The organism is Sinorhizobium sp. (genome assembly GCF_059070375.1).
The window spans coordinates 189088-209640 of sequence record NZ_JCACWC010000003.1 but is presented as its reverse complement, the minus strand read 5'-3'; the positions used below and the strand labels follow the sequence as shown (position 1 = coordinate 209640).

Below are 20553 nucleotides of genomic sequence, written 5' to 3'. Positions count from 1 at the left end.
CTGTGAGCGGCGCCCTCGTTGACGGGTCCTTAACCAAGTCGGGTGATAGTTCTCCCTACAGCCGCAATTTCTACCAGACCCGGTGGGGAACACAATTGAAACTCGCCGCCCCGTGCGGGGATTTGAAAAGTGCGGGAATCTGCGAGCGCCTGGCCGGTCAGCACCGCAAGGGCTTGCGCCAAGCCCTGCTTACCTTCGGAAGATGAGCTTCGTCATGCGTCACTTCATTTCACGAGTTTCCACCCTCACGATGGCAGCCTTGCTCGGAGCGGTCTTGACGGCCGGCACCGCCCAGGCGCAGGCGGCGAAGGGGCCGAGCGGCCTTCCCCTCCCCCGCTTCGTCAGCCTGAAGGCGAAAAGCGTGAACTTGAGAATCGGCCCGAGCGTCGACTATGCGGTGGCGTTCCGCTATCTCAAATCCGGCGTGCCGGTCGAGATCATCCAGGAATATGACAACTGGCGCCGTATCCGCGACGCCGACGGAACCGAGGGCTGGGTCAACCAGGCGCTTCTCTCCGGCGACCGCACGGCACTGGCCGCCCCGTGGATGCGCAGCAAGGGAGAGGGAGTTTTCGTCAACATGCGGCGCGATCCGCAGAGCACGGCGCCGATCGTCGCGCGCGTCGAACCAGGCGTCATGCTGCACATCGGCGAATGCAACGGCGACTGGTGCCATGCCGACACGCAAGGGGTCGAAGGCTGGATTGCCCAGAGCGAGATCTGGGGCGCCTATCCCGGCGAGGCCTTCAAGTAAGCGGTGCGGGAGGGAGGGCGTCAGCTCCCCGTTTCTGGCGTTCGAGCTTCGAAATGAGATCGGCGACAAGCTCGTCGGGGCTCTTCTTCGCGGTGTCGATGACGAGGGGTCGCGATCCCCAATCTTCGTAAACGCGATCGCTAATCTCTTCCCAGCTTGGTTTCGTCAGACCCGGTACGTCGGAAAGCCGGGTTTCCGCGCGCCGGCGATGTTCCGCCTTGTCCGAGCAGACGACCTCCACCTCGACCGCCCGTGCCGCCGATCGGTCTGCCACGGCGAGCCAGGCCTCCCGCGTCACACCCAGGCCATTGACGGAATCCGCGACGACGGTGTGGCCGAGCGTGAGGTTGTCTTCAGCCACCCCGTAGGCCGCTACATATCCTGCGGCCCCGACGTCGGAGCCCGGACCGCCCGAAACCCGGATGCATTGCTCGATCGTATCGACGCGCACATGCACCGCGCGCAATCGCTTCGCCAAAGCGCGAGCAATCGTCGTCTTCCCGGATCCGGGCAAGCCTCCCAAGATGATGAGCATGAACGCGGGCTTTCGATTGGCCGGTCGGACGAGCGCCTCAGACGAGAGCTGCCTGCCGGGCAGCGGTTGCAAGCGAGACCAGCGGCCGCGGGCCGATCTGGCCTATGACGATACCGGCTGCCAGATTGCCGAGCCTGCTGCACTCCTCGAGCGAGCGGCCGCTGGTATAGCCGAAGAGGAAGCCGGCGGCATAGAGATCGCCGGCGCCGGTGGTGTCGACCACCTGCTCCAGAACGCTCGCGCCGACGCGTACGCGCTCAGCGCCGCGCACGACAACGGATCCTTCCTCGCTCAGCGTGACCGCCGCAAGCTTGCAGTCCTTGGCCAGCAGCTCGAGCGCGCGATCGAAGTCCTCGGTCTCGTAAAGCGCGAGCGCCTCCTGCCGGTTGGCGAAGACGATATCGACCGTGCCCGAGCGCATGAGTTCGAGAAACTCGCTGCGGTAGCGATGCACGCAGAAACTGTCGGACAGCGTCATCGCCGTTTCCCGCCCATGGGCGTGGGCGATGCGCGCCGCTTCGCGGATCGCATCCTTGGCACGTGGCGGGTCCCACAGATAGCCTTCGAAATAGGTGACCTTCGACTGGGCGACGACGTCGTCCTCGACGTCCTCCGGGCCGAGCTCGACGCAGGCGCCGAGATAGGTGTTCATCGAGCGCTCGCCGTCCTCGGTCACGAAAATCATCGAGCGGGCCGTCGGGGGATGGCCGTCGAGCGGCTTCGTCTGAAAATGGACGCCCTGTGCGCGGATATCATGGGTGAAGATTTCGCCGAGCTGGTCGTCGGCGACCTTGCCGAAATAGGCGGCGCGGCCGCCGAGGCTCGCGACGCCTGCCGCCGTATTGCCGGCGCTGCCGCCGGAGGCTTCGACCGCCGGTCCCATTCTCGAATAGAGCAGTTCGGCGCGATCGGCATTGATGAGGTTCATCGCGCCCTTGATGATGCCGTTTTCTTCGAGAAAGCTGTCATCGCAGCGCGCAATGATATCGACGATCGCGTTGCCGATCGTCAGAACGTCGTATTTTGCCATGAACTCCGTCCGGGTTTCCTTGGTGACCGGTGTTCGTTAATAGCGGTTTTCCGGTCATTTGGAAGACGCAACAGCGTTATGCGCTTCTTCAAATGCGGGAAGGCTCCCGCATGCGGCGGAATTCAGGGGATGCCGACGATCACGTCGGCAGCGCCTTTGCGTCATAGGCGGCGGCGAATTCGGCGCTTGGCGGGATCGGTTTAATGATGTCGATCATCACGCCGTTCGGATCTGCCGTGATGAAATGACGCTGGCCGAAGTCTTCGTCGCAGATCGGCTTGAGGATGGGCAGGCCCGCGTCACGCATCGTGGCATAGAGCCGATCGGGATCTTCCACCTCGAAATTCAGGAGCAGGCCCTGCACCGGTGCCCGGTGCCGTTCGGGCACCGTCTCATGACGGTAATCGAGCACCGCGAGCGTCACATGATCGTTTTCGGTCGACTGGAGGTGCATGTACCAATCGCTCGCGAAAAGCGCCTCGAAGCCTAGATGCTTGACGTAGAAATCCGCCGTCTGCCGAACGTCCTGCGTCATGATCACCGGGTAATAGGTTGTCGATTTCATCTTTCCCCCCGTTTTTCGATAACATACAATCTGCATGTATCCGTTCAATAACATACAGGCTGCATGTATGCAACAGAAAGAACCAAGACGCTCCAACCGGGAGCGCTCCGATGCCACCCGCACGGCGATCCTTGATGCCGCACGCGCGCTCTTCGTCTCCAGAGGCTACGCCGAAACGGCGACGCCGGACATCGTTGCCGCAGCCGGGCTAACGCGCGGCGCGCTCTATCACCACTTCGAGGACAAGAAGGCGCTGTTTCGGGCGATCGTCGAACGGGAAGCACGTGACGTCGCGGCGACGATCGAGCAATTGGCCGGTGCTCCCCTCCCACCCCGTGAGGCACTCCTTGCAGGAGCGGCGGGCTATTTCGACGCCATGGCCGTTCCGGGCAGGGTACGCCTGCTGTTGCTCGACGGGCCGGCCGTGCTGGGCGTCACCGAAATGGCGGCTCTCGACGCCGCCCATGGCGGCAGAACGCTGGAGGAAGGCCTCGCTGCCGCCATGGCTCCGCACCGCCTGGAGGAGAAGACGGTCAAGGCGATGGCATTCCTGTTATCGGCCGCCTTCGACCGCGCTGCGCTCGAGATCGATGCGGGCGCCGCACGGGCCGACTATGCCTACGCCATCGACAGGCTGATCGATCGCCTGATCGCTCAATGAGCGGCGAGCGAGATCGCTTGCGGCGGCAATTCCACGAGCGGGGCCGGGATGTCGCAGGTCTTTTCCGGCGATTTGCAGAGGTCCGCTATTACGCAGCGCTCGCATTCCGGCCGGCGCGCCTTGCAGACGTAGCGGCCGTGCAGGATCAGCCAGTGATGGGCGTGGAGCAGATAGTGGTCGGGGATCACCCGCAGGAGGTGGGCCTCCACCTCGTCCGGCGTCTTGCCCGGCGCAAGACGGATACGGTTGGCGATGCGGAAGATATGGGTGTCGACGGCCATCGTCGGCTGGCCGAAGGCCATGGAGAGCACGACATTGGCGGTCTTTCGCCCGACGCCGGGCAGCGTCACGAGCTCCTCGCGCGTGCGCGGCACCTCGCCGCCGAAGTCGGTGATGAGCTTCTCGGAGAGAGCGATGACGTTTTTCGCCTTGTTGCGGTAGAGGCCGATCGTCTTGATATAATCGCGAACCCGTTCCTCGCCGAGCGCCAGCATCTTTTCCGGCGTATCGGCGACAGCGAAGAGCTGCCGGGTCGCCTTGTTGACGCCGGCATCCGTCGCCTGCGCCGAGAGAGCGACCGCCACGACGAGCGTGAACGGATTGACGTGCTCGAGCTCGCCCTTCGGTTCCGGACGCTGCACCGAAAATCGGCGGAAGATTTCCTCGACTTCCGCCCTGCGGTAGGCACTGCGCGGCCCCGTGCGGCGCGTTGTCGCTTTCGCCGGCTTCGGCGCTTGTGGTGGCGATTTGAGCTTCACGTTTTTCATGCTGCATCTATAGTCAAGGGTCATGATCAAAGGCAACGCTGCGCCAAACATCGATGACGAGCCGATTTTTGCGGCCGAACTCACCCCCTACCGCTCGCTGGGACATAGGGGCCTCAAGATTTTCCTGATGATCGCCGGCATCATGAGCCTGATGCACATCGTTGTGTTTCTGGTCATCGGCGCCTGGCCGGTCGTCTTTTTCTTCGGCCTCGATTTCATCCTGCTCTTCGGTGCCTTCTGGCTCAACTACCACACTGCGCGGGCCCGCGAGGAGGTCAGCGTTTCGCGCACCGACGTGTCGGTCAGGAAGTTCGCGCCCTCGGGGAGGATGATCGAGCACCGCTTCAACACCTTCTGGGCGCGCTTCAGCATCAAGCGTCATCAGGAGATCGGCATCGTGTCGATGAAAATCAGTGGCGGCGGCCGGCAGACCGATATCGGCTCCTTTCTCAACCGCGACGACCGCGAAACCTTCGCCGTCGCCTTCGCCCGGGCGCTGGCGACCGCCAGGTCGCGTTGAGCCGGTTGGCCGACAAGAATCGGGTGGTTATAGCATCGCCTGCATGATTATCTGTGGCACAAGGAGATGATCATGAACGTCGTTACATCCATTCCCACCGACATCACCCCGGAAGGCACCGACTACGACACGGTCAGACGTGTGATCGCGATGCTGACCGAAGACTATCGCGAGCAGCCCTCGCTCGAGTCGCTCGCCCGGCGCCTCGGCCAGTCGCCAACGCAGCTCCAGAAAGTCTTCACCCGTTGGGCCGGGCTTTCGCCGAAGGCCTTCCTGCAGGCGGTCACCCTCGATCATGCCAAGCGGCTCCTGCGCCAGGAAGACATGCCCTTGCTCGAGACCAGCATCGAGGTCGGTCTGTCAGGTCCGAGCCGGCTGCACGATCTTTTCGTCACCCATGAGGCCATGTCGCCCGGCGAGTGGAAGGCGCGCGGCGCCGGCCTCACCATCCGCTACGGCTTTCACCCCTCGCCCTTCGGCACGGCCCTGGTGATGGTGACCGACCGCGGCCTCGCCGGCCTTGCCTTCGCCGATTCGGGCGAGGAGCGCGCGAGCTTCGAAGACATGGCCACCCGGTGGCCGAACGCCGTCTATGTCGAGGGCAGCGCGGCGACGGCGCGCTATGCGGCACGCATTTTCGACCCCGACCGCTGGTGCGCGGAAGAGCCGCTCCGGATTTTCCTGATCGGTTCGGATTTCCAGATCCGCGTATGGCAGACCCTGCTGCAGATTCCGCTCGGCAAGGCCACGACCTATTCCAGGATCGCCGAAAACCTCGGCCAGCCGACGGCCTCGCGTGCGGTCGGCGCCGCGGTCGGGCGCAACCCGATCTCCTTCGTCGTCCCCTGCCACCGTGCGCTCGGCAAGACCGGCGATCTCACCGGCTATCACTGGGGCCTGACGCGCAAGCGCGCGATCCTCGGCTGGGAGGCCGGGAAGGCTTGAAGGGAGCATTCCTGGTATGATGGGGTAGGAAACAGGGCCCCTCGCGAACCCCTGCCCCTTTTGGGGAGGGGCTCGGGAGGGGTTAAAACCCCTGCCATCAAGCGCCCTCAATGCGCCCCGGACATATCCCCGAGCACTTCCTTCGAAGCGACCGTCGAATCCGCGTTCAGCTTGTAGACCATCGGCACTCCGGTCGCGAGATTGAGCTTGAGGATCTGCTCCTTGGTCAGCTTGTCCAGCACCATGACGAGAGAGCGTAGCGAGTTGCCATGGGCGGCGACGAGCACCTTCTCGCCCGAAAGCACGCGCGGCAGGATGTCGGTCAGGTAATAGGGCCAGACGCGCGCGCCGGTGTCGCGCAGGCTCTCGCCGCCGGGCGGCGGCACGTCGTAGGAGCGGCGCCAGATATGGACCTGTTCTTCGCCCCATTTCGCCCGGGCATCGTCCTTGTTGAGACCGGAGAGGTCGCCGTAGTCGCGCTCGTTCAAGGCTTGGTCGCGGACCGTTTCGAGCGATGACTGGCCGACGGCGTCGAGGACGAGCTGGCAGGTACGCTGGGCCCGGATGAGGACGGAGGTGAATGCGATGTCGAACTTGATGCCGTAATCGGCAAGCGCCTTGCCGCCGGCCTTTGCCTCCTCGATGCCGAGCTCGGTGAGGTCGGGATCGCGCCAGCCGGTGAAGAGGTTCTTCAGGTTCCAGTCGCTCTGGCCGTGCCGGACAAGGACGAGGGTGCCGCTCATTTCGATTTCCTCATTGTGAACTATCGGATGTCAGTCGAGCCCGAGAACGTCGAGCATTGAGTAAAGGCCGGGCTTTTGGCTCCGGCCCCAGAGGGCGGCAGCGACGGCGCCGCGGGCGAAGATGGAGCGGTCGGTCGCGCTGTGCGAAAGCGTGACAATCTCACCCTCTCCGGCAATCACAACCGAGTGCTCGCCGATGACGGAGCCGCCGCGAAGCGTCGCAAAACCGATTGACCCTTCGGGCCGCGCACCGGTGTGGCCGTCGCGGACCCGCACGGAGTGATCCGCAAGACCGATTCCGCGCCCCTTGGCCGCCGCTTCGCCAAGAAGCAGCGCTGTGCCCGAGGGCGCATCGACCTTGTGCTTGTGGTGCATTTCGAGGATCTCTATGTCCCAACCCCGGCCCGGAAGCGCACGCGCCGCCTTTTCCGTAAGCACGCCGAGAAGGTTGACGCCGAGGCTCATATTGCCCGACTTGACGACGCGGGCATGACGGGCGGCGGCGCGGATCTTCGCCTCGTCATCCGCCGAGCAGCCGGTCGTGCCGATCACGTGGACGATGCGTGCCTGCGCCGCGAGGCCGGCGAATTCCACCGTGGCGGCGGGGGCCGTGAAGTCGAGGACGCCCTCGGCCCCGACGAAGGCCTCGAGCGGCTTGTCGGTAACGGCGACCCCCATCGGGCCGACACCGGCAAGCTCGCCGGCATCCCGGCCGATAAAGGGCGATCCGGTCCGCTCGATCGCGGCATGAAGGCTCACCCCGGCCGTCTCGTGAATGATCCGGATCAATGTCTGGCCCATACGGCCGGCCGCGCCGACCACAACGAGCTTCATGTCCGTTTCGTTCATCTGAAAATCCCTTGTGCTACAGAATCTGGGCCTCGGCGACCGTATCCGCTCCGCTGCCCTGGAGATTGTGGAGGCGAGCGTAAAGACCGTCCGGACGCCGCGCAAGCTCCTCATGGGAGCCCTCCTCGACGACGGTACCCTCCTTCATGACGACGATCTTGTCGGCGTTGACGACGGTGGAAAGCCTGTGCGCGATGACGATGACGGTGCGGCCGCTCATCGCCTCTTCGAGTGCCTTCTGGACGGCCGCTTCCGACTCGGTGTCGAGCGCCGATGTCGCCTCGTCCAGCAGCAGGACGGGCGCGTTGCGGACGAGCGCGCGGGCGATCGACAGGCGCTGACGCTGGCCGCCGGAAAGCGTCACGCCATGCTCGCCGACGGGCGTATCGTAGCCCTGCGGCTGCGCCAGAATGAAATCATGCGCATAGGCCAGCCGGGCCGCTTCCTCGATCTCGGCATCGGTCGCATCGGGCCGGCCGTAGCGGATGTTGTCGCGGATCGAGCCTTCGAAGAGATAGGGCTGCTGCGAGACATAGGCGAGGCCGGCTCGAAGCGATTGCTTGGTGACGCCAGCGATATTCTGGCCGTCGATCAGGATCTCGCCGGACATCGGATCGTAGAAGCGCGGGATCAGGCTGATGATCGTCGACTTGCCGGCGCCCGAGGGGCCGACGAGAGCGGTGGTCTTGCCGCCCTCCGCACGGAAGCTGACGCCTTTGAGTATCTCGTCGCCGGTGCCATAGGCGAAGCGCACGTCGCGCAATTCGACGGTCGCCTCGCCGAGCCTCAGCTCGGTGGCGTCCGGACGGTCGCGCTGGTGCGGCACCGTATCGAGGATCTCGTAGATCATGCGGGCATTGACGGCCGCGCGTTCCAGCGAAACCTGCAGGCGCGCGAGACGGCGAGCCGGATCATAGGCCATGAGCAGGGCGGTGACGAAGGCGAAGAACGCTCCGGGCGGCACGTTGTGATAGATCGTGCGGAAGGCCGCATAGGCAAGCACGCTGGAGATCGCCAGTCCCGCGAAGGTCTCGGTCATCGGCGCCGTGCGCTCGCTCAGGCGCGCGATGCGGTTTGCCCGGTTCTCGGCACGATCGATGATCGACTCGACCTTGCGCCGCAATTCGTTCTCCATCGTGAAGGCCTTGACGATGGTGATGCCCTGGATGGTCTCCTGCATGGCGCCGAGAACCCGGCTGTTGACCTCGACGGCTTCGCGCGTCGCCAGGCGCAGGCGCCTGGAAATGTAGCGGAGCCCGAGGAGCAATGGCGGCGCGACGAAGAAGACGATCAGCGACAGGAGCCAGTCCTTGCTGAACATGACCACGACCAGGCCGATCAGCGTCAGGAGGTCGCGGGCGACGGACGTGACCGTCATGTTGAGCACGTCGCGGATGCCGCTGACGTTCTGGCTGACTTTGGCGGCGAGCTGGGCCGAGCGGTGCTCGTGGAAATAGCCGACGCTGAGCGCCATCAGATGCGCATAAAGGCGGCGCTGATAGCGCGCCACGATGTTGTTGCCGATCTTGGAAAGGGCGACCGCCTGCCCGTAGGTCGCAAGCCCCCTGAGGACGAAGGCGGCGAAGATCGCACCGCAGATCAGGAGCACGATGTCGGCGCGCCTGTTGGCGAAAGCCTCGTTGACGACCGCCTCCATGATCCAGGCGGTGAAGCCGGTCGTCGCCGCCACCACGACAAGGCATGCGATTGCGAAAGCATAGCCACGAATGTGGTCGCGGCCGTTCTCGGCGATGACGCGCCTCAGGATTCCCGTGATCGTTTCGGAATCGACTGCGCGCTTGTTTCTATCCTTGGCGTTCAATAAGCCCGTCTTCCCTGAGCCCGCTCGCGTACCGCACCCCGGCATCGCTTTCGGGGGCTCTATAGTGCTTTGCTGCCGTTTTGGCGAGTCTCTGCGCCGGCCGCAGCGTCACCTTCTCCAGCGGCGTCCCTCCATTGCAACACCGAAGTCCCTCGGCGTGCGGGCAAAGGCCGCGAGGCCGGAGAGCGCCGCCATGGGGTGAATGACGGCGAAGGTCGGAATCGTCCGCATCAACGCCGAATGCGGCGCCTTGTCCTCGAAGGCCGCGCGAAATTCGGGCTTCGTCAGTGCCGGCAGTATTTTTTGCGAAATGCCGCCGGCAAGGAACACCCCGCCGCGCGCCATGAAGATCAGCGCCATGTCGCCGGCAACGCGCCCGAGATGGGTGGCAAAGAGCGACACGGTTTCGACCGCCGCCGCATCGGCGCCGGACAGGGCGCTCGTCGTCACTGCCGCCTGATCCGCAAGAACCGCTTCCTCGCCATTGGCCGCGCAGACCGCGCGATAGAGATTCATGATGCCGCGGCCGCACAGGATCTGCTCGCCGGCCATACGTCCCTCGATCGGTTCGAGGAAGGGCCAGATCCGGAAGTCGCGCTCCGTTCGGGGGCCAATATCGACATGGCCGCCCTCGCCGGGCACGGGTATCCAGGTATGCTGCGCATAGACCAGTCCAGCGACGCCCAGACCGGTACCCGGGCCGAGCACGACGCGCGAATGGAAGGGCCGGACGGCGCCGCCGCCAATCTGAACGACATCCTGATCGGCCGGCGCGGCAATGGCGAGCGCCTGGGCCTCGAAGTCGTTGATGACCAGCACGTCCTCCAGTCCGAGGCTGGCCAGCATGTCTTTCGGGCGAATCACCCAGCCGGCATTCGTCAGCGGTATCTCGTCGCCCTTGATCGGCCCGGCTACGGCGAGGATCGCCGAGCGCGGCTGGACGGAGGTCTTGTCGAGGATGCTTTTCTGCATCGCCTCCTCGATCGTGGCGAAATCGCCCGTTCTGATCGGGGCAAGCTGCTTCGGTTCGCCGTAGGCGTCGATGAGCAATGCGAACCGGGCATTGGTGCCGCCGATGTCGCCGATCAGGATCGGGAAGGGAAAGCTGTGTTCACTCGCATTGGGCATGGCAGAGGTCCGTCCTGATCGCGGCGTGAATGTCCGGGGTTTATGTATCAGTTGCGCCTGAAGTCGATCAACTGCTCGGCAGTCGCGCGGTTGAGCGCCATAGGGATGTCATACACGATCGCGAGCCGCATCAGTGCCTTGACGTCGACGTCGTGCGGCATGGCCGTCAACGGATCGACGAAGAAGATCAGGCAGTCCACGTCCCCCGTGGCGATCAGCGCGCCGATCTGCTGGTCGCCGCCGAGCGGACCGCTCTTCAGCCGGACGATGTCGAGCGCCGGACACACGTCGAGGACACGTCCGCCGGTCGTCCCCGTGGCGACGATCTTCCACTTGGAGAGGACCGCCTCGTTCGCCTTGGCAAAAGACGCGAGGTCATCCTTCTTCTGATCATGGGCGATCAGGGCGAGACATTTCCGATCTGCCATGCGAGAGCCCCCGGGCAAGGTTCAAGACGCACAGATGCGGCAGGCGCACTCATGCGAACCGATTTAAATCGATTGAACGCCTATACATGAGCATCGACAAATTGCAATGGCGCTACTGCAGGCCCGGCCGCGGCAGGGGTACGGGAATGTTCGCGGGCAGCCCTTCGCCTGCCGCGCTGATTACGGCCTCTATGCTGGTCGCGGCAGCCGGAATGGCGGCAGGAGCGCGATAGGCCGTGCCGTAGGTTACCTCCTGTTCGGAAGCGGGTGCCGGACCGTTCAGCACGAGGGCGCAGGCCTTCGGCAGATCGGCGAGAGTCGCGAATTTCGGCTTCTGCGGCTTCGCGGCCGGCTTTTGGGTCGGCTTTGCCCAGGGCTCGTCCGTGAACCACCAGGCGAGCGACTTGTCGCAGCCGTCACCCGCCGGAACCACGGCCTGGTCCTTGCAGCCCTTGGAGCCGTCAGGGCATTTGATCCGGATGTGGAAATGATAGTCGTGGCCGTAGATCGGCCGGACCTTGCCGAGCGCCGAGCGGTCGCCCTTCCAGGTTTCACATAGCTTTTTCTTGATGGCCGGGTTGACGAAGACCCGCTCGACCTGCGGATAGCTCGCCGCCATCATGATCAGCCGGGCGTGAGAGGGTGTCCAGATGGAGGGATCGACCGTCAGGAACTTGCTCTTGTCGAGCATGGACGTCGCGGAAATCGTCTCCCGCTCCTGGTAGCTCAGCGTCCGCTGCGGCATCGGCGTCAGCCAGATATCCGCATCGAGCCCGATCTGATGCGAAGCGTGACCCGAAAGCATGGGTCCGCCGCGCGGCTGCGAGATGTCGCCGAGCAGAAGGCCGGGCCAGCCGATCTTCTCGACGGCATCGTGGGAGAAGCGCTCGATCAGAGCGATCATCGCGGGATGCCCCCAGCGGCGGTTTCGCGACAGGCGCATCGCCTGCCAAGTCGGGCCGTCGGTGGGGATGGCGACCCCGCCGGCAAGGCAGCCCTTGGAGTAGAAGCCGAACGAAGCCGGCGCCGCCTGCATCGGCAAGTCCTTGGCGCCGAAGAGTTCCTTGGCCGGGGGAGCGTCGTTTGCAGCCGCCTCGGCGGAGACGAGGCTCACCCCCATGATCAGAGCCAGGACGGTCGAACCGCAGCGCCGAAGCGCAGCCCGCGCATCAAATCTCATTCCATTCCCCATAACCTTGCTTTACCGAATGTTTTCTTGCTCGTCCCGATCAAAGGACAAAAACATGCGGCAGCCTGAAGCGTTGCAGCGACCTTTGCGCTTCTGGCAGGACGCGCGGCGCTCTCTGTCCGCCGCCCTCTCCTATCCTGATTCGCCGCGGTTGCAGCAGCCTTGCGACTCACCGGGATGTGACCGAAGAATTTCGCCTGATTTTGGGCAGGTTCTGTCAATTGCCCTGATTTCGCCTATGTTCGTTAAAAAAGAACATTGAAACAAAAAGGGGTACCGGCCGGATGCCAAACTTCTGCAGGACCGTGAAGCCTGGCCTCGCGGCCTCGTTTCTGACAGCAGCGCTTCTCCTCGTTCCTCCTGCGTCCAACGCCGAGGAACAGCCCGTCTGGCGCCACGCTACGTCGTCGGTCGGAGAACCCAAATACAAGGACGGCTTCCCGCGCTTCGATTACGTCAATCCGGATGCTCCAAAGGGCGGAGAGCTGCGGCTCTCGGAGAACGGGACGTTCGACTCGTTCAACCCGATCCTCGCCAAGGGTGAGGTGGCGACCGGCCTTTCTTCGCTGGTCTTCGAAACGCTCCTGAAATCCGCCGAGGACGAGATCACCACATCCTACGGCCTGCTCGCAGAGGCGATCTCATATCCCGCCGATATCTCCTCCGCCACTTTTCGCCTGCGGGCAGAGGCCAAGTGGGCAGACGGCAAACCGGTGACCCCGGAGGATGTCGTCTTCTCCTTCAACATGGTGAAAGAGCACAATCCGCTTTTTTCCAACTACTATCGCCACGTTATTTCGGCGGAAAAGACAGGCGAACGCGAGGTCACCTTCCGTTTCGACGAGAAGAATAACCACGAACTGCCGAACATTCTCGGCCAGTTTCCGATCCTGCCGAAGCACTGGTGGGAAGGGCAGGACGCCAAGGGGAGCAAGCGCGATATCAGCCGCACGACGCTGGAGCCGGTCATGGGCTCCGGCCCCTACAAGATCGCCTCGTTCCAGGCGGGCGGCTCGATCCGCTTTGAATTGCGGGACGACTATTGGGGCAAGGATCTCAACGTGAATGTCGGCCGATATAATTTCCGCACCATCAATTACGCCTTCTTCAGCGACAGGAGCGTGCAGTTCGAGGCCTTCCGTGCCGGCAATGTCGATTTCTATCAGGACAACAGCGCAAGCCATTGGGCCACGGCCTACGACTTTCCAGCGATGAAAGACGGCCGGGTGATCCGAGAGGAGATCGAAAACCCGTTGCGCGCTACCGGCATAATGCAGGCCTTCGTACCCAATATGCGCCGCGAAAAATTCAAGGACCAGCGGGTGCGCGAAGCGTTGAACTACGCCTTCGACTTCGAGGATCTGAATCGCAGCCTCGCACACAACGCGTTTCAGCGCGTCGACAGTTATTTCTGGGGCACGGAGCTTGCCTCCTCCGGCCTGCCCGAAGGACGCGAGAAAGAAATCCTTGAAGAACTGAAAGACAAGGTTCCTGCCGCCGTTTTCACCACACCCTACAAGAACCCTGTCAACGGCGATCCCCAAAAGGTGCGCGACAACCTGCGCACGGCGCTCGCACTCTTCAAGGAGGCGGGTTACGAACTGAAGGGCAGCCGGTTGGTGAACGCGAAGACCGGGGAGCCGTTCAGCTTCGAGATCCTTCTGTCCAATCCTTCCTTCGAACGAACGGTCACACCGTTCGTGAACAGCGTAAGGAAGATCGGGATAGATGCTCGCATCCGCACCGTCGACGACTCGCAATACACCAACCGCGTCAGAAGTTACGACTATGACATGATCTACGGCATCTGGGCACAAACGCTCGTGCCCGGCAACGAACAGAGCGACTATTGGGGTTCGGCCTCAGTCAACCAGCCGGGATCCAGAAACTATGCCGGCATCGCTGATCCGGCAATTGACGAACTTATCCGGAGAATCGTCTTCGCGCCGAACCGCGAGGAGCTGGTCGCGACGACACGGGCGCTCGACCGCGTGCTTCTCGCGCATCACTACGTCGTGCCGCTTTTCTACTCGAAGGCCTTGCGCGTTGCCTACTGGAACCACCTGGCACGCCCGAAGGAGCTTCCCTATTACGGGATGGATTTCCCGGATTCGTGGTGGTCGAAAAACGCGGCTGCAAAATGAAGCTCTTGCGCTCAGGAGCTGTCTCGATTCCAAATGCGGGAAACGAATCACGAAACATGAACGGCTCCGCAGAGGCCGCAGCCGCTGGGAGATGCAGGATTTGAGGCACATTAGAGCAATTCCAGTCGACGCTGCGCCGGTCTGCTTCGCCAGCAATTCGTCGATCCAGAGGTTCGCCTGATGGGTGCTTATATCCTGCGCCGGCTCCTGCTGATGATCCCGACGATCGTCGGCATCATGGCCATCTCCTTCGCCGTGGTGCAGTTCGCGCCGGGCGGGCCGGTGGAGCAGGTGATCTCCGACCTCACCAACGCGGCCGGCTCCGACAGGCTTTCCGGCAATGCCGGCGACCTCATGCCGATCGGCGGTGGCGATGGCGGGCAGTATCGCGGGGCGCAAGGGCTCGATCCCGATTTCATCGCCAAGCTCGAAAAGCAGTTCGGCTTCGACAAGCCGCCGCTCGAGCGCTTCGTCACGATGATGTGGGATTATATCCGCTTCGACTTCGGCGAGAGCTTCTTCCGCAATACGCCGGTCATCGACCTCATCATCCAGAAAATGCCGGTTTCGATCTCGCTCGGGGTCTGGATCCTGATCTTTTCCTATGCGATCTCGATCCCGCTCGGCATCAGGAAGGCGGTCTCCGACGGTTCCACCTTCGACGTCTGGACCTCCGGGGTCATCATCGTCGGCTATGCTGTGCCGAGTTTCCTCTTCGGCATTCTCCTGATCGTGCTTTTTGCGGGCGGATCCTTCTTCGACTGGTTCCCCCTGCGCGGCCTCGTCTCCGACAATTTCGACCAGCTTCCCTGGTACGAGAAGATCCTCGATTATTTCTGGCACATGACGCTGCCGCTGATCACGCTTCTGCTCTCCGCCTTCGCGACCACGACGCTGCTCACCAAGAATTCCTTCATCGACGAGATCAAGAAACAATATGTGACGACGGCGCGGGCCAAGGGCCTGACCGAGCGGCGCGTTCTCTACGGACATGTGTTCCGCAATGCGATGCTGATCATCATTGCGGGCTTTCCCGGCGCCTTCATCTCCGCCTTCTTCACCGGGTCGCTGCTCATCGAATACATATTCTCGCTCGATGGGCTGGGGCGGCTCGGCTATGACGCGGTCGTCAAACGCGACTATCCCATCGTCTTCGCGACCCTCTTCATCTACTCGCTGATGGGCCTTGTCGTCAGCCTCGTCTCGGACCTCATCTACACCTGGGTCGACCCGCGCATCGATTTCGAGCGGAGGGACGTCTGATGAGCACCGCTACCGCCTATGCCGGCGCGCCGGAAAAGGGCTGGCTCACGCCGATCGGGCGCCGCCGCTGGCAGAATTTCAAGGCCAACCGCCGCGGCTACTGGTCTCTCTGGCTCTTCCTTCTCCTCTTCGGCCTCAGTCTGTTTGCGGAATTCATCGCCAACGACAAGCCGATCCTCGCCTCCTACAAGGGCGAGATCCTGATTCCGGTGCTGATCGATTATCCGGAAGAGAAATTCGGCGGCTTCCTCGCCGAGACCGACTATCGGTCCGATTTCGTCCGCGACGAGATCGAGGCGAACGGCTGGATGGTCTGGCCGCCGATCCGCTATTCCTACCAGACGGTCAACTCCAGCATCCCCCATTCGGCGCCGACGCCCCCTTTCTGGCTGATGAGCGAAGAAGAGCGCTGCTCCGCCTATCCGCAAGGGGTCGACGACCCCGGATGCATAGCCGGCAACCTGAACTGGCTCGGCACCGACGACCAGGCCCGCGACGTGATGGCGCGGATGATCTACGGTTTTCGCATCTCGGTCCTATTCGGTCTCGCGCTGACCATCGCCTCGGCGGTGATCGGGGTTTCGGCCGGTGCCGTGCAGGGTTATTTCGGCGGCTGGACCGATCTGCTCATGCAGCGCTTCATCGAGATCTGGTCGTCGATGCCGGTGCTCTACATCCTGCTCATCATCGCCGCCATCCTGCCGCCGGGCTTCTTCATCCTGCTCGGCATCATGCTGCTCTTTTCCTGGGTCGGTTTCGTCGGCGTCGTCAGGGCCGAATTCCTGCGCGCCCGCAATTTCGAATATGTCAACGCGGCGCGCGCGCTCGGCGTCGGCAACGGCACCATCATGTACCGTCACCTGCTGCCGAACGCGATGGTGGCGACGCTCACCTTCCTGCCCTTCATTCTTTCGGGCTCGATCACCACGCTCACCTCGCTCGACTTTCTCGGCTTCGGCATGCCTCCGGGTTCCCCGTCGCTCGGCGAGATGATCGCGCAGGGCAAGTCCAACCTGCAGGCGCCGTGGCTGGGGCTGACCGCCTTCTTCGCCATGTCGATCATGCTGTCGCTTTTGATCTTCGTCGGCGAGGCGACGCGCGACGCCTTCGACCCCGAGAAAGACGTTCCGGTGAGCGCGACGATGACAGATACCCTCCTTTCCGTGCGCGACCTCTCCGTCGCCTTCCACCAGGGCGGCGAAACCTCGCTTGCTGTCGACCGCATCTCCTTCGACATCAGGCGCGGCGAGACCGTGGCGCTGGTCGGAGAGTCCGGCTCGGGCAAATCCGTCTCCGCCAACTCGATCCTGAAGCTCCTGCCCTACCCCGCCGCAAGCCATCCGAGCGGCGAAATCCTCTTCAACGGGAAGGATCTCCTGAAGGCGAGCGACGACGAGCTCAGGCATGTCCGCGGCAACGACGTCACCATGATCTTCCAGGAGCCGATGACATCGCTCAATCCGCTGCACACGATCGAGCAGCAGATCGGCGAAATCCTGGAAATCCATCAGCAACTCAAGGGTGCGGCCGCCCGCGCGAGAACGCTGGAGCTCCTCGAGCAGGTCGGCATTCGCGAAGCGGAGAAGCGGCTCGGCGCCTACCCGCATCAGCTTTCGGGCGGCCAGCGCCAGCGCGTGATGATAGCCATGGCTCTCGCCAACCGGCCGGAGCTCTTGATCGCCGACGAGCCGACGACGGCGCTCGACGTCACGGTGCAGGCGCAGATCCTCGAGCTCTTGAAGTCGCTCAAGGACGAGCACGGCATGTCCATGCTGTTCATCACCCACGACCTCGGCATCGTCCGCAAGATCGCCGATCGGGTCTGCGTCATGACCAAGGGCAAGATCGTCGAGACCGGACCGACCGCCGAGATCTTCGCCAATCCGCAGCACGCCTATACCCGCCACCTGCTTGCCTCCGAACCGCGGGGCGAACCGCCGCCCTCGGACGCCTCCAGGCCGATCGTGATCGAAGCCAAGGACATGAAAGTCTGGTTTCCCATCAAGGCGGGCTTCCTGCGCCGGGTGGTCGACCACGTCAAGGCGGTGGACGGCATCGACCTGACGCTCCGCGCCGGCCAGACGCTGGGCGTGGTCGGCGAGTCCGGTTCCGGCAAGACGACGCTTGGCCTTGCGCTGACGCGACTGATCTCGTCCAAGGGCCGCATCGCCTTCGTCGGGGAAGACATCGACGCCTACAGTTTCCGCGAGATGCGGCCGCTCAGAAACCGGATGCAGGTGGTGTTTCAGGACCCTTACGGATCGCTGAGCCCGCGCATGTCGATCGCCGATATTATCGGCGAGGGTTTGAAGATCCACGAAAAGGCGCTGACGGACGGCGAGCGTGATCAGCGCGTCGCCGCAGCACTGGAAGAGGTCGGCCTCGATCCCGCGACGCGCTGGCGCTATCCGCACGAATTTTCCGGCGGCCAGCGCCAGCGCATCGCGATCGCCCGGGCGATGGTGCTGAAACCTCAGTTCGTCATGCTCGACGAGCCGACCTCCGCCCTCGACATGAGCGTGCAGGCCCAGGTGGTCGATCTCCTGCGCGATCTCCAGCGCAAGCACAATCTCGCCTATCTCTTCATCAGCCATGACCTCAGGGTCGTGCGCGCGCTCGCGAACGAAGTGATCGTCATGCGGCTCGGCAAGGTCGTGGAACAGGGACCCGCCGAGCGCATCTTCGAGGCGCCGGCGGAAGATTATACCAAGGCGCTGATGGCCGCCGCCTTCAACCTCGAAGCGGTCAATCTCGCCGCCATTCATCAGTAGAGTTGCGTCCATGTCCGCCAAAAGCCCCGTAATCGTCGACCTGAAATTCATCCCCGAGGAGGTCGAATCCGCCCTTGCGGGCGCCTTTCCCGGCCGCGAGGTGATCGATCTCGCCGACCCGACGCATCAGGGGCGCGACCTCTCCGGCATCGACTATGCGGTGGTCTGGAAATCCGCGCCGGACCTCTTCTCCCGCGCGCCCGACCTCAAGGTGGTCTTTTCCGGCGGCGCCGGCGTCGACCACGTGCTGACGCTGCCGGGCCTGCCGGACGTGCCCCTGGTGCGCTTCGTCGACCGGACGCTGACGACGCGGATGAGCGAGTGGGTGGTGATGCAGTGCCTCCTGCATCTTCGCCAGCACCGCGCCTACGAGGCGCTGGCGAAGAAGCACGAATGGCGCGACCTCAGCCAGCCGGAAGCAGCCGACGTGACGGTCGGCATCATGGGCATGGGCGTGCTTGGCCAGGACTCCGCCCGCAAGCTCGCCGTGATGGGCTTCAAGGTGATAGGCTGGTCGCGAAGCAAACGGGTGGTCGAGGGTGTAGAGACCTACGACGCCGCCGGACTGGACGCATTTCTCGGCAGGACGGATTTTCTCGTCGGCCTGCTGCCGCTGACGCCGGATACCAAGGGTATCTTCAACGCCGCCCTCTTCGCCAAGCTCAGCCGGAAGGGGCCGTTCGGAGCGCCCGTTTTCATCAATGCCGGCCGTGGCGGCAGTCAGGTCGAGGCCGACATTCTGGACTGCCTCGATTCCGGTGTTCTCGGAGGCGCATCGCTCGACGTCTTCGAACAGGAGCCGCTCTCCCCGGAAAGCCGCTTCTGGGACATGCCGGGTGTGTATGTGACGCCGCATGTCGCCGCTTCTTCCGACGTCAGGGCGCTCTTTGTGCATGTGGAGCAGCAGATCGCGCGCTTCGAGCGCGGGCTGCCCCTCGAGCATGTGGTGGATAAGGTAGCCGGCTATTGATTTCGCGGCGCGCGGCGACCGCCGCTCAGCCTTACCCTCTCCCCGCGCGCGGGGACGACCGCCCCTCACCCTAACCCTCTCCCCGCATGCGGGGAGAGGGTTAGGGTGAGGGGCACGGCGCGCCTGTGGAGATGGTGGGAAGGCGAATCCGCGATTCCCTTCTCCCCGCCTGCGGGGAGAAGGTGCCGGCAGGCGGATGAGGGGCGGCCGCGGCTCAAGAAAGCCGGACGATCCAGGGATCAGGGCCGCCGGTATCCCGTCGGCTGCGCGTAAAGCCACGCGATGCGCCGGATGGCATCTTCGAGACCTTCGCGCGCCACCGTCATCGTGTGTCCGTTGGCATGCACCAGGGTCTTCTCGTCTTCCATGATCGCCACATGGCCCTTCCAGAAGACGAGGTCTCCGCGCGCGAGATCTTCGCGCTCTATGAGGCGGCCGAGTCCGCTTGCCTGCATGTCGGAATCGCGCGGCGCATTGCGCCCCGCCATCTGCATCGCGAGTTGCACGAGGCCGGAACAGTCTATGCCGAAGCCGGAGCGGCCGCCCCAGAGATAGGGCGTTTCGAGAAAGCGGGTCGCGATTGCGACATAATCATCCGTAAGCGCGCCGGTTGCGGGGATGCAGTGATCGGCGACGATCGCCAGCCCGCCATCCAGCAGAAAATAGCGCGTGCCGCGCGTCTCGGCCTCACCGGAGACGGCGATCCGGCTTCCCATAGAAAGGGCAAAGGCCTGGGGAAAGCGCAGATCCGCGCCGCGATAGACGAAGGTCCTCGGCACCGCCACGAGGTGCGTCGCCGGCGCTTGCGGGGGCTGCACCACATCCTCCGGTACGTAGCCGACATAGCCGTCGAGATCGGACTTCACCCACGCCCATCCGTCGGCGACGTCGAGCACGCGCACCGTCTCGCCATAGAGAAGCTCCGTATCGGTACCGCAGCCGGCCTCCGGCCTCGACCGCAGCGGCGTCACCGGCACGGATACGGCCGCCGGCGTGCCTTCCACGAAGCGCTTTGCCTCGACCATGCCGCGCAGGCGTTCCTCCGCGAGATCCTCGCGATAGGCATTCAGGCGGCGGTCGAGGACCTCTGACATGGATAAGCTCACATTTTCCGGCCCTGATCGATGATCAGATCGCCGAACTTTTCAAGATAAAGCGCGCCCTCGACGGTGCGCTTGATGATGACGTTGCGCCTGTCGCGCTCGTCGCGGATCCGGTCGACGAGGCCGAGCGCACCCATGGTGTCGAGCGCGCGCGTGATCACCGGCTTCGTCACCCCGAGCGCCGCGGCGAGGCCGCGCACCGTATGGGGCGGCGGCACCAGGTAAATCTGTAACAGGATCGCCATCTGGCGCAAGGTCAGATCGCGGCTGTCGACGCGCACCTGTTCGAGCGACACGGCATGCCAGAGCCCCAGCGCCTGAGAAGGGGTAAGTTCGACCGGCAAAGGAAACTCCTGCGTGGATCAC

At 63.7% G+C, this 20553-nt stretch carries 20 protein-coding genes and 1 pseudogene; 9 read left to right on the top strand and 12 right to left on the bottom strand.

Features of this window, described 5'->3' with window-relative positions:
* The first annotated feature begins 250 nt into the window (after positions 1 to 250).
* A complete protein-coding gene (locus tag AC5J09_RS13005; protein ID WP_050563083.1) occupies positions 251 to 754 on the top strand; it encodes an SH3 domain-containing protein in 504 nt (167 codons plus the stop codon).
* Here the strand turns inward: AC5J09_RS13005 and AC5J09_RS13000 are convergent.
* The 3 genes from AC5J09_RS13000 to AC5J09_RS12990 all read right to left on the bottom strand — a co-directional run bounded on the left by AC5J09_RS13000 (position 747) and on the right by AC5J09_RS12990 (position 2884).
* Entirely contained in the window at positions 747 to 1289 is a 543-nt protein-coding gene (locus tag AC5J09_RS13000; RefSeq protein WP_494297763.1) for a P-loop nucleotide/nucleoside kinase family protein, read from the bottom strand. The genes AC5J09_RS13005 and AC5J09_RS13000 overlap by 8 nt on opposite strands.
* Positions 1290 to 1326: 37 nt before the next feature.
* Positions 1327 to 2319 carry an adenosine kinase gene (locus tag AC5J09_RS12995; RefSeq protein WP_100669899.1) on the bottom strand — a complete coding sequence of 331 codons (993 nt, stop codon included), beginning with the start codon at positions 2317 to 2319 and terminating at the stop codon, positions 1327 to 1329.
* Between the two features lie 139 nt (positions 2320 to 2458).
* Entirely contained in the window at positions 2459 to 2884 is a 426-nt protein-coding gene (locus AC5J09_RS12990; RefSeq protein WP_494297762.1) for a VOC family protein, read from the bottom strand.
* 67 nt (positions 2885 to 2951) lie between these two features.
* Here AC5J09_RS12990 and AC5J09_RS12985 point away from each other — a divergent pair, with 67 nt between their 5' ends.
* Complete coding sequence (locus AC5J09_RS12985; RefSeq protein ID WP_018093798.1) at positions 2952 to 3545, top strand: TetR family transcriptional regulator; 594 nt, start codon at positions 2952 to 2954, stop codon at positions 3543 to 3545.
* Here the strand turns inward: AC5J09_RS12985 and nth are convergent.
* On the bottom strand, positions 3539 to 4312 hold the full coding sequence (nth, locus tag AC5J09_RS12980; RefSeq protein WP_275597011.1) for an endonuclease III: 774 nt from the start codon (positions 4310 to 4312) through the stop codon (positions 3539 to 3541). The genes AC5J09_RS12985 and nth overlap by 7 nt on opposite strands.
* Before the next feature lie 22 nt (positions 4313 to 4334).
* Between nth and AC5J09_RS12975 the strand changes: the two genes are divergently transcribed.
* Together AC5J09_RS12975 and AC5J09_RS12970 are read left to right on the top strand one after the other, a co-directional pair.
* On the top strand, positions 4335 to 4832 hold the full coding sequence (locus AC5J09_RS12975) for a DUF2244 domain-containing protein (RefSeq protein ID WP_100669902.1): 498 nt from the start codon (positions 4335 to 4337) through the stop codon (positions 4830 to 4832).
* Between the two features lie 72 nt (positions 4833 to 4904).
* Positions 4905 to 5777: a methylated-DNA--[protein]-cysteine S-methyltransferase gene (locus AC5J09_RS12970; RefSeq protein ID WP_494297761.1), complete on the top strand. Its 873-nt coding sequence runs from the start codon at positions 4905 to 4907 to the stop codon at positions 5775 to 5777.
* Between the two features lie 107 nt (positions 5778 to 5884).
* On the opposite strand, the gene AC5J09_RS12965 is transcribed toward AC5J09_RS12970, so the two are convergent.
* The 6 genes from AC5J09_RS12965 to mepA form a co-directional block, all read right to left on the bottom strand.
* Positions 5885 to 6520 (bottom strand): 2,3-bisphosphoglycerate-dependent phosphoglycerate mutase, encoded by a 636-nt coding sequence (locus tag AC5J09_RS12965; RefSeq protein WP_018093794.1) that lies wholly within the window; start codon positions 6518 to 6520, stop codon positions 5885 to 5887.
* Between the two features lie 30 nt (positions 6521 to 6550).
* The gene (dapB, locus tag AC5J09_RS12960) at positions 6551 to 7369 is read right to left on the bottom strand and encodes a 4-hydroxy-tetrahydrodipicolinate reductase (RefSeq protein WP_494297760.1); all 819 of its coding nucleotides are present in this window, start codon (positions 7367 to 7369) and stop codon (positions 6551 to 6553) included.
* A gap of 16 nt (positions 7370 to 7385) precedes the next feature.
* Complete coding sequence (locus tag AC5J09_RS12955) at positions 7386 to 9191, bottom strand: ABC transporter ATP-binding protein (protein WP_100669905.1); 1806 nt, start codon at positions 9189 to 9191, stop codon at positions 7386 to 7388.
* A 108-nt stretch (positions 9192 to 9299) separates the two neighbouring features.
* Positions 9300 to 10319 carry a glucokinase gene (locus AC5J09_RS12950; RefSeq protein WP_494297759.1) on the bottom strand — a complete coding sequence of 340 codons (1020 nt, stop codon included), beginning with the start codon at positions 10317 to 10319 and terminating at the stop codon, positions 9300 to 9302.
* Positions 10320 to 10366: 47 nt separating this feature from the next.
* On the bottom strand, positions 10367 to 10747 hold the full coding sequence (locus AC5J09_RS12945; RefSeq protein WP_018093790.1) for a methylglyoxal synthase: 381 nt from the start codon (positions 10745 to 10747) through the stop codon (positions 10367 to 10369).
* A gap of 112 nt (positions 10748 to 10859) precedes the next feature.
* The gene (gene mepA, locus AC5J09_RS12940; RefSeq protein ID WP_494297758.1) at positions 10860 to 11927 is read right to left on the bottom strand and encodes a penicillin-insensitive murein endopeptidase; all 1068 of its coding nucleotides are present in this window, start codon (positions 11925 to 11927) and stop codon (positions 10860 to 10862) included.
* A 293-nt stretch (positions 11928 to 12220) separates the two neighbouring features.
* Here mepA and AC5J09_RS12935 point away from each other — a divergent pair, with 293 nt between their 5' ends.
* From AC5J09_RS12935 to AC5J09_RS12915, 5 genes and pseudogenes are all read left to right on the top strand, one after another.
* A complete protein-coding gene (locus AC5J09_RS12935) occupies positions 12221 to 14080 on the top strand; it encodes an extracellular solute-binding protein (protein WP_411923551.1) in 1860 nt (619 codons plus the stop codon).
* Positions 14081 to 14260: 180 nt separating this feature from the next.
* Positions 14261 to 15343, top strand: a complete 1083-nt coding sequence (locus tag AC5J09_RS12930) for a microcin C ABC transporter permease YejB (RefSeq protein WP_379937176.1) — start codon at positions 14261 to 14263, stop codon at positions 15341 to 15343.
* A pseudogene (locus tag AC5J09_RS12925) lies at positions 15343 to 16449 on the top strand (ABC transporter permease); the annotation flags it as partial. The gene AC5J09_RS12930 and the pseudogene AC5J09_RS12925, both read left to right, overlap by 1 nt.
* A gap of 36 nt (positions 16450 to 16485) precedes the next feature.
* Positions 16486 to 18114 (top strand): ABC transporter ATP-binding protein, encoded by a 1629-nt coding sequence (locus AC5J09_RS12920; RefSeq protein WP_100670054.1) that lies wholly within the window; start codon positions 16486 to 16488, stop codon positions 18112 to 18114.
* Positions 18115 to 18124: 10 nt separating this feature from the next.
* Positions 18125 to 19084 carry a 2-hydroxyacid dehydrogenase gene (locus AC5J09_RS12915; RefSeq protein WP_494297757.1) on the top strand — a complete coding sequence of 320 codons (960 nt, stop codon included), beginning with the start codon at positions 18125 to 18127 and terminating at the stop codon, positions 19082 to 19084.
* A 239-nt stretch (positions 19085 to 19323) separates the two neighbouring features.
* On the opposite strand, the gene AC5J09_RS12910 is transcribed toward AC5J09_RS12915, so the two are convergent.
* On the bottom strand, positions 19324 to 20178 hold the full coding sequence (locus AC5J09_RS12910; protein WP_494297756.1) for a C40 family peptidase: 855 nt from the start codon (positions 20176 to 20178) through the stop codon (positions 19324 to 19326).
* 8 nt (positions 20179 to 20186) lie between these two features.
* Entirely contained in the window at positions 20187 to 20531 is a 345-nt protein-coding gene (locus tag AC5J09_RS12905) for a MarR family transcriptional regulator (RefSeq protein ID WP_018093782.1), read from the bottom strand.
* Positions 20532 to 20553 lie beyond the last annotated feature (22 nt).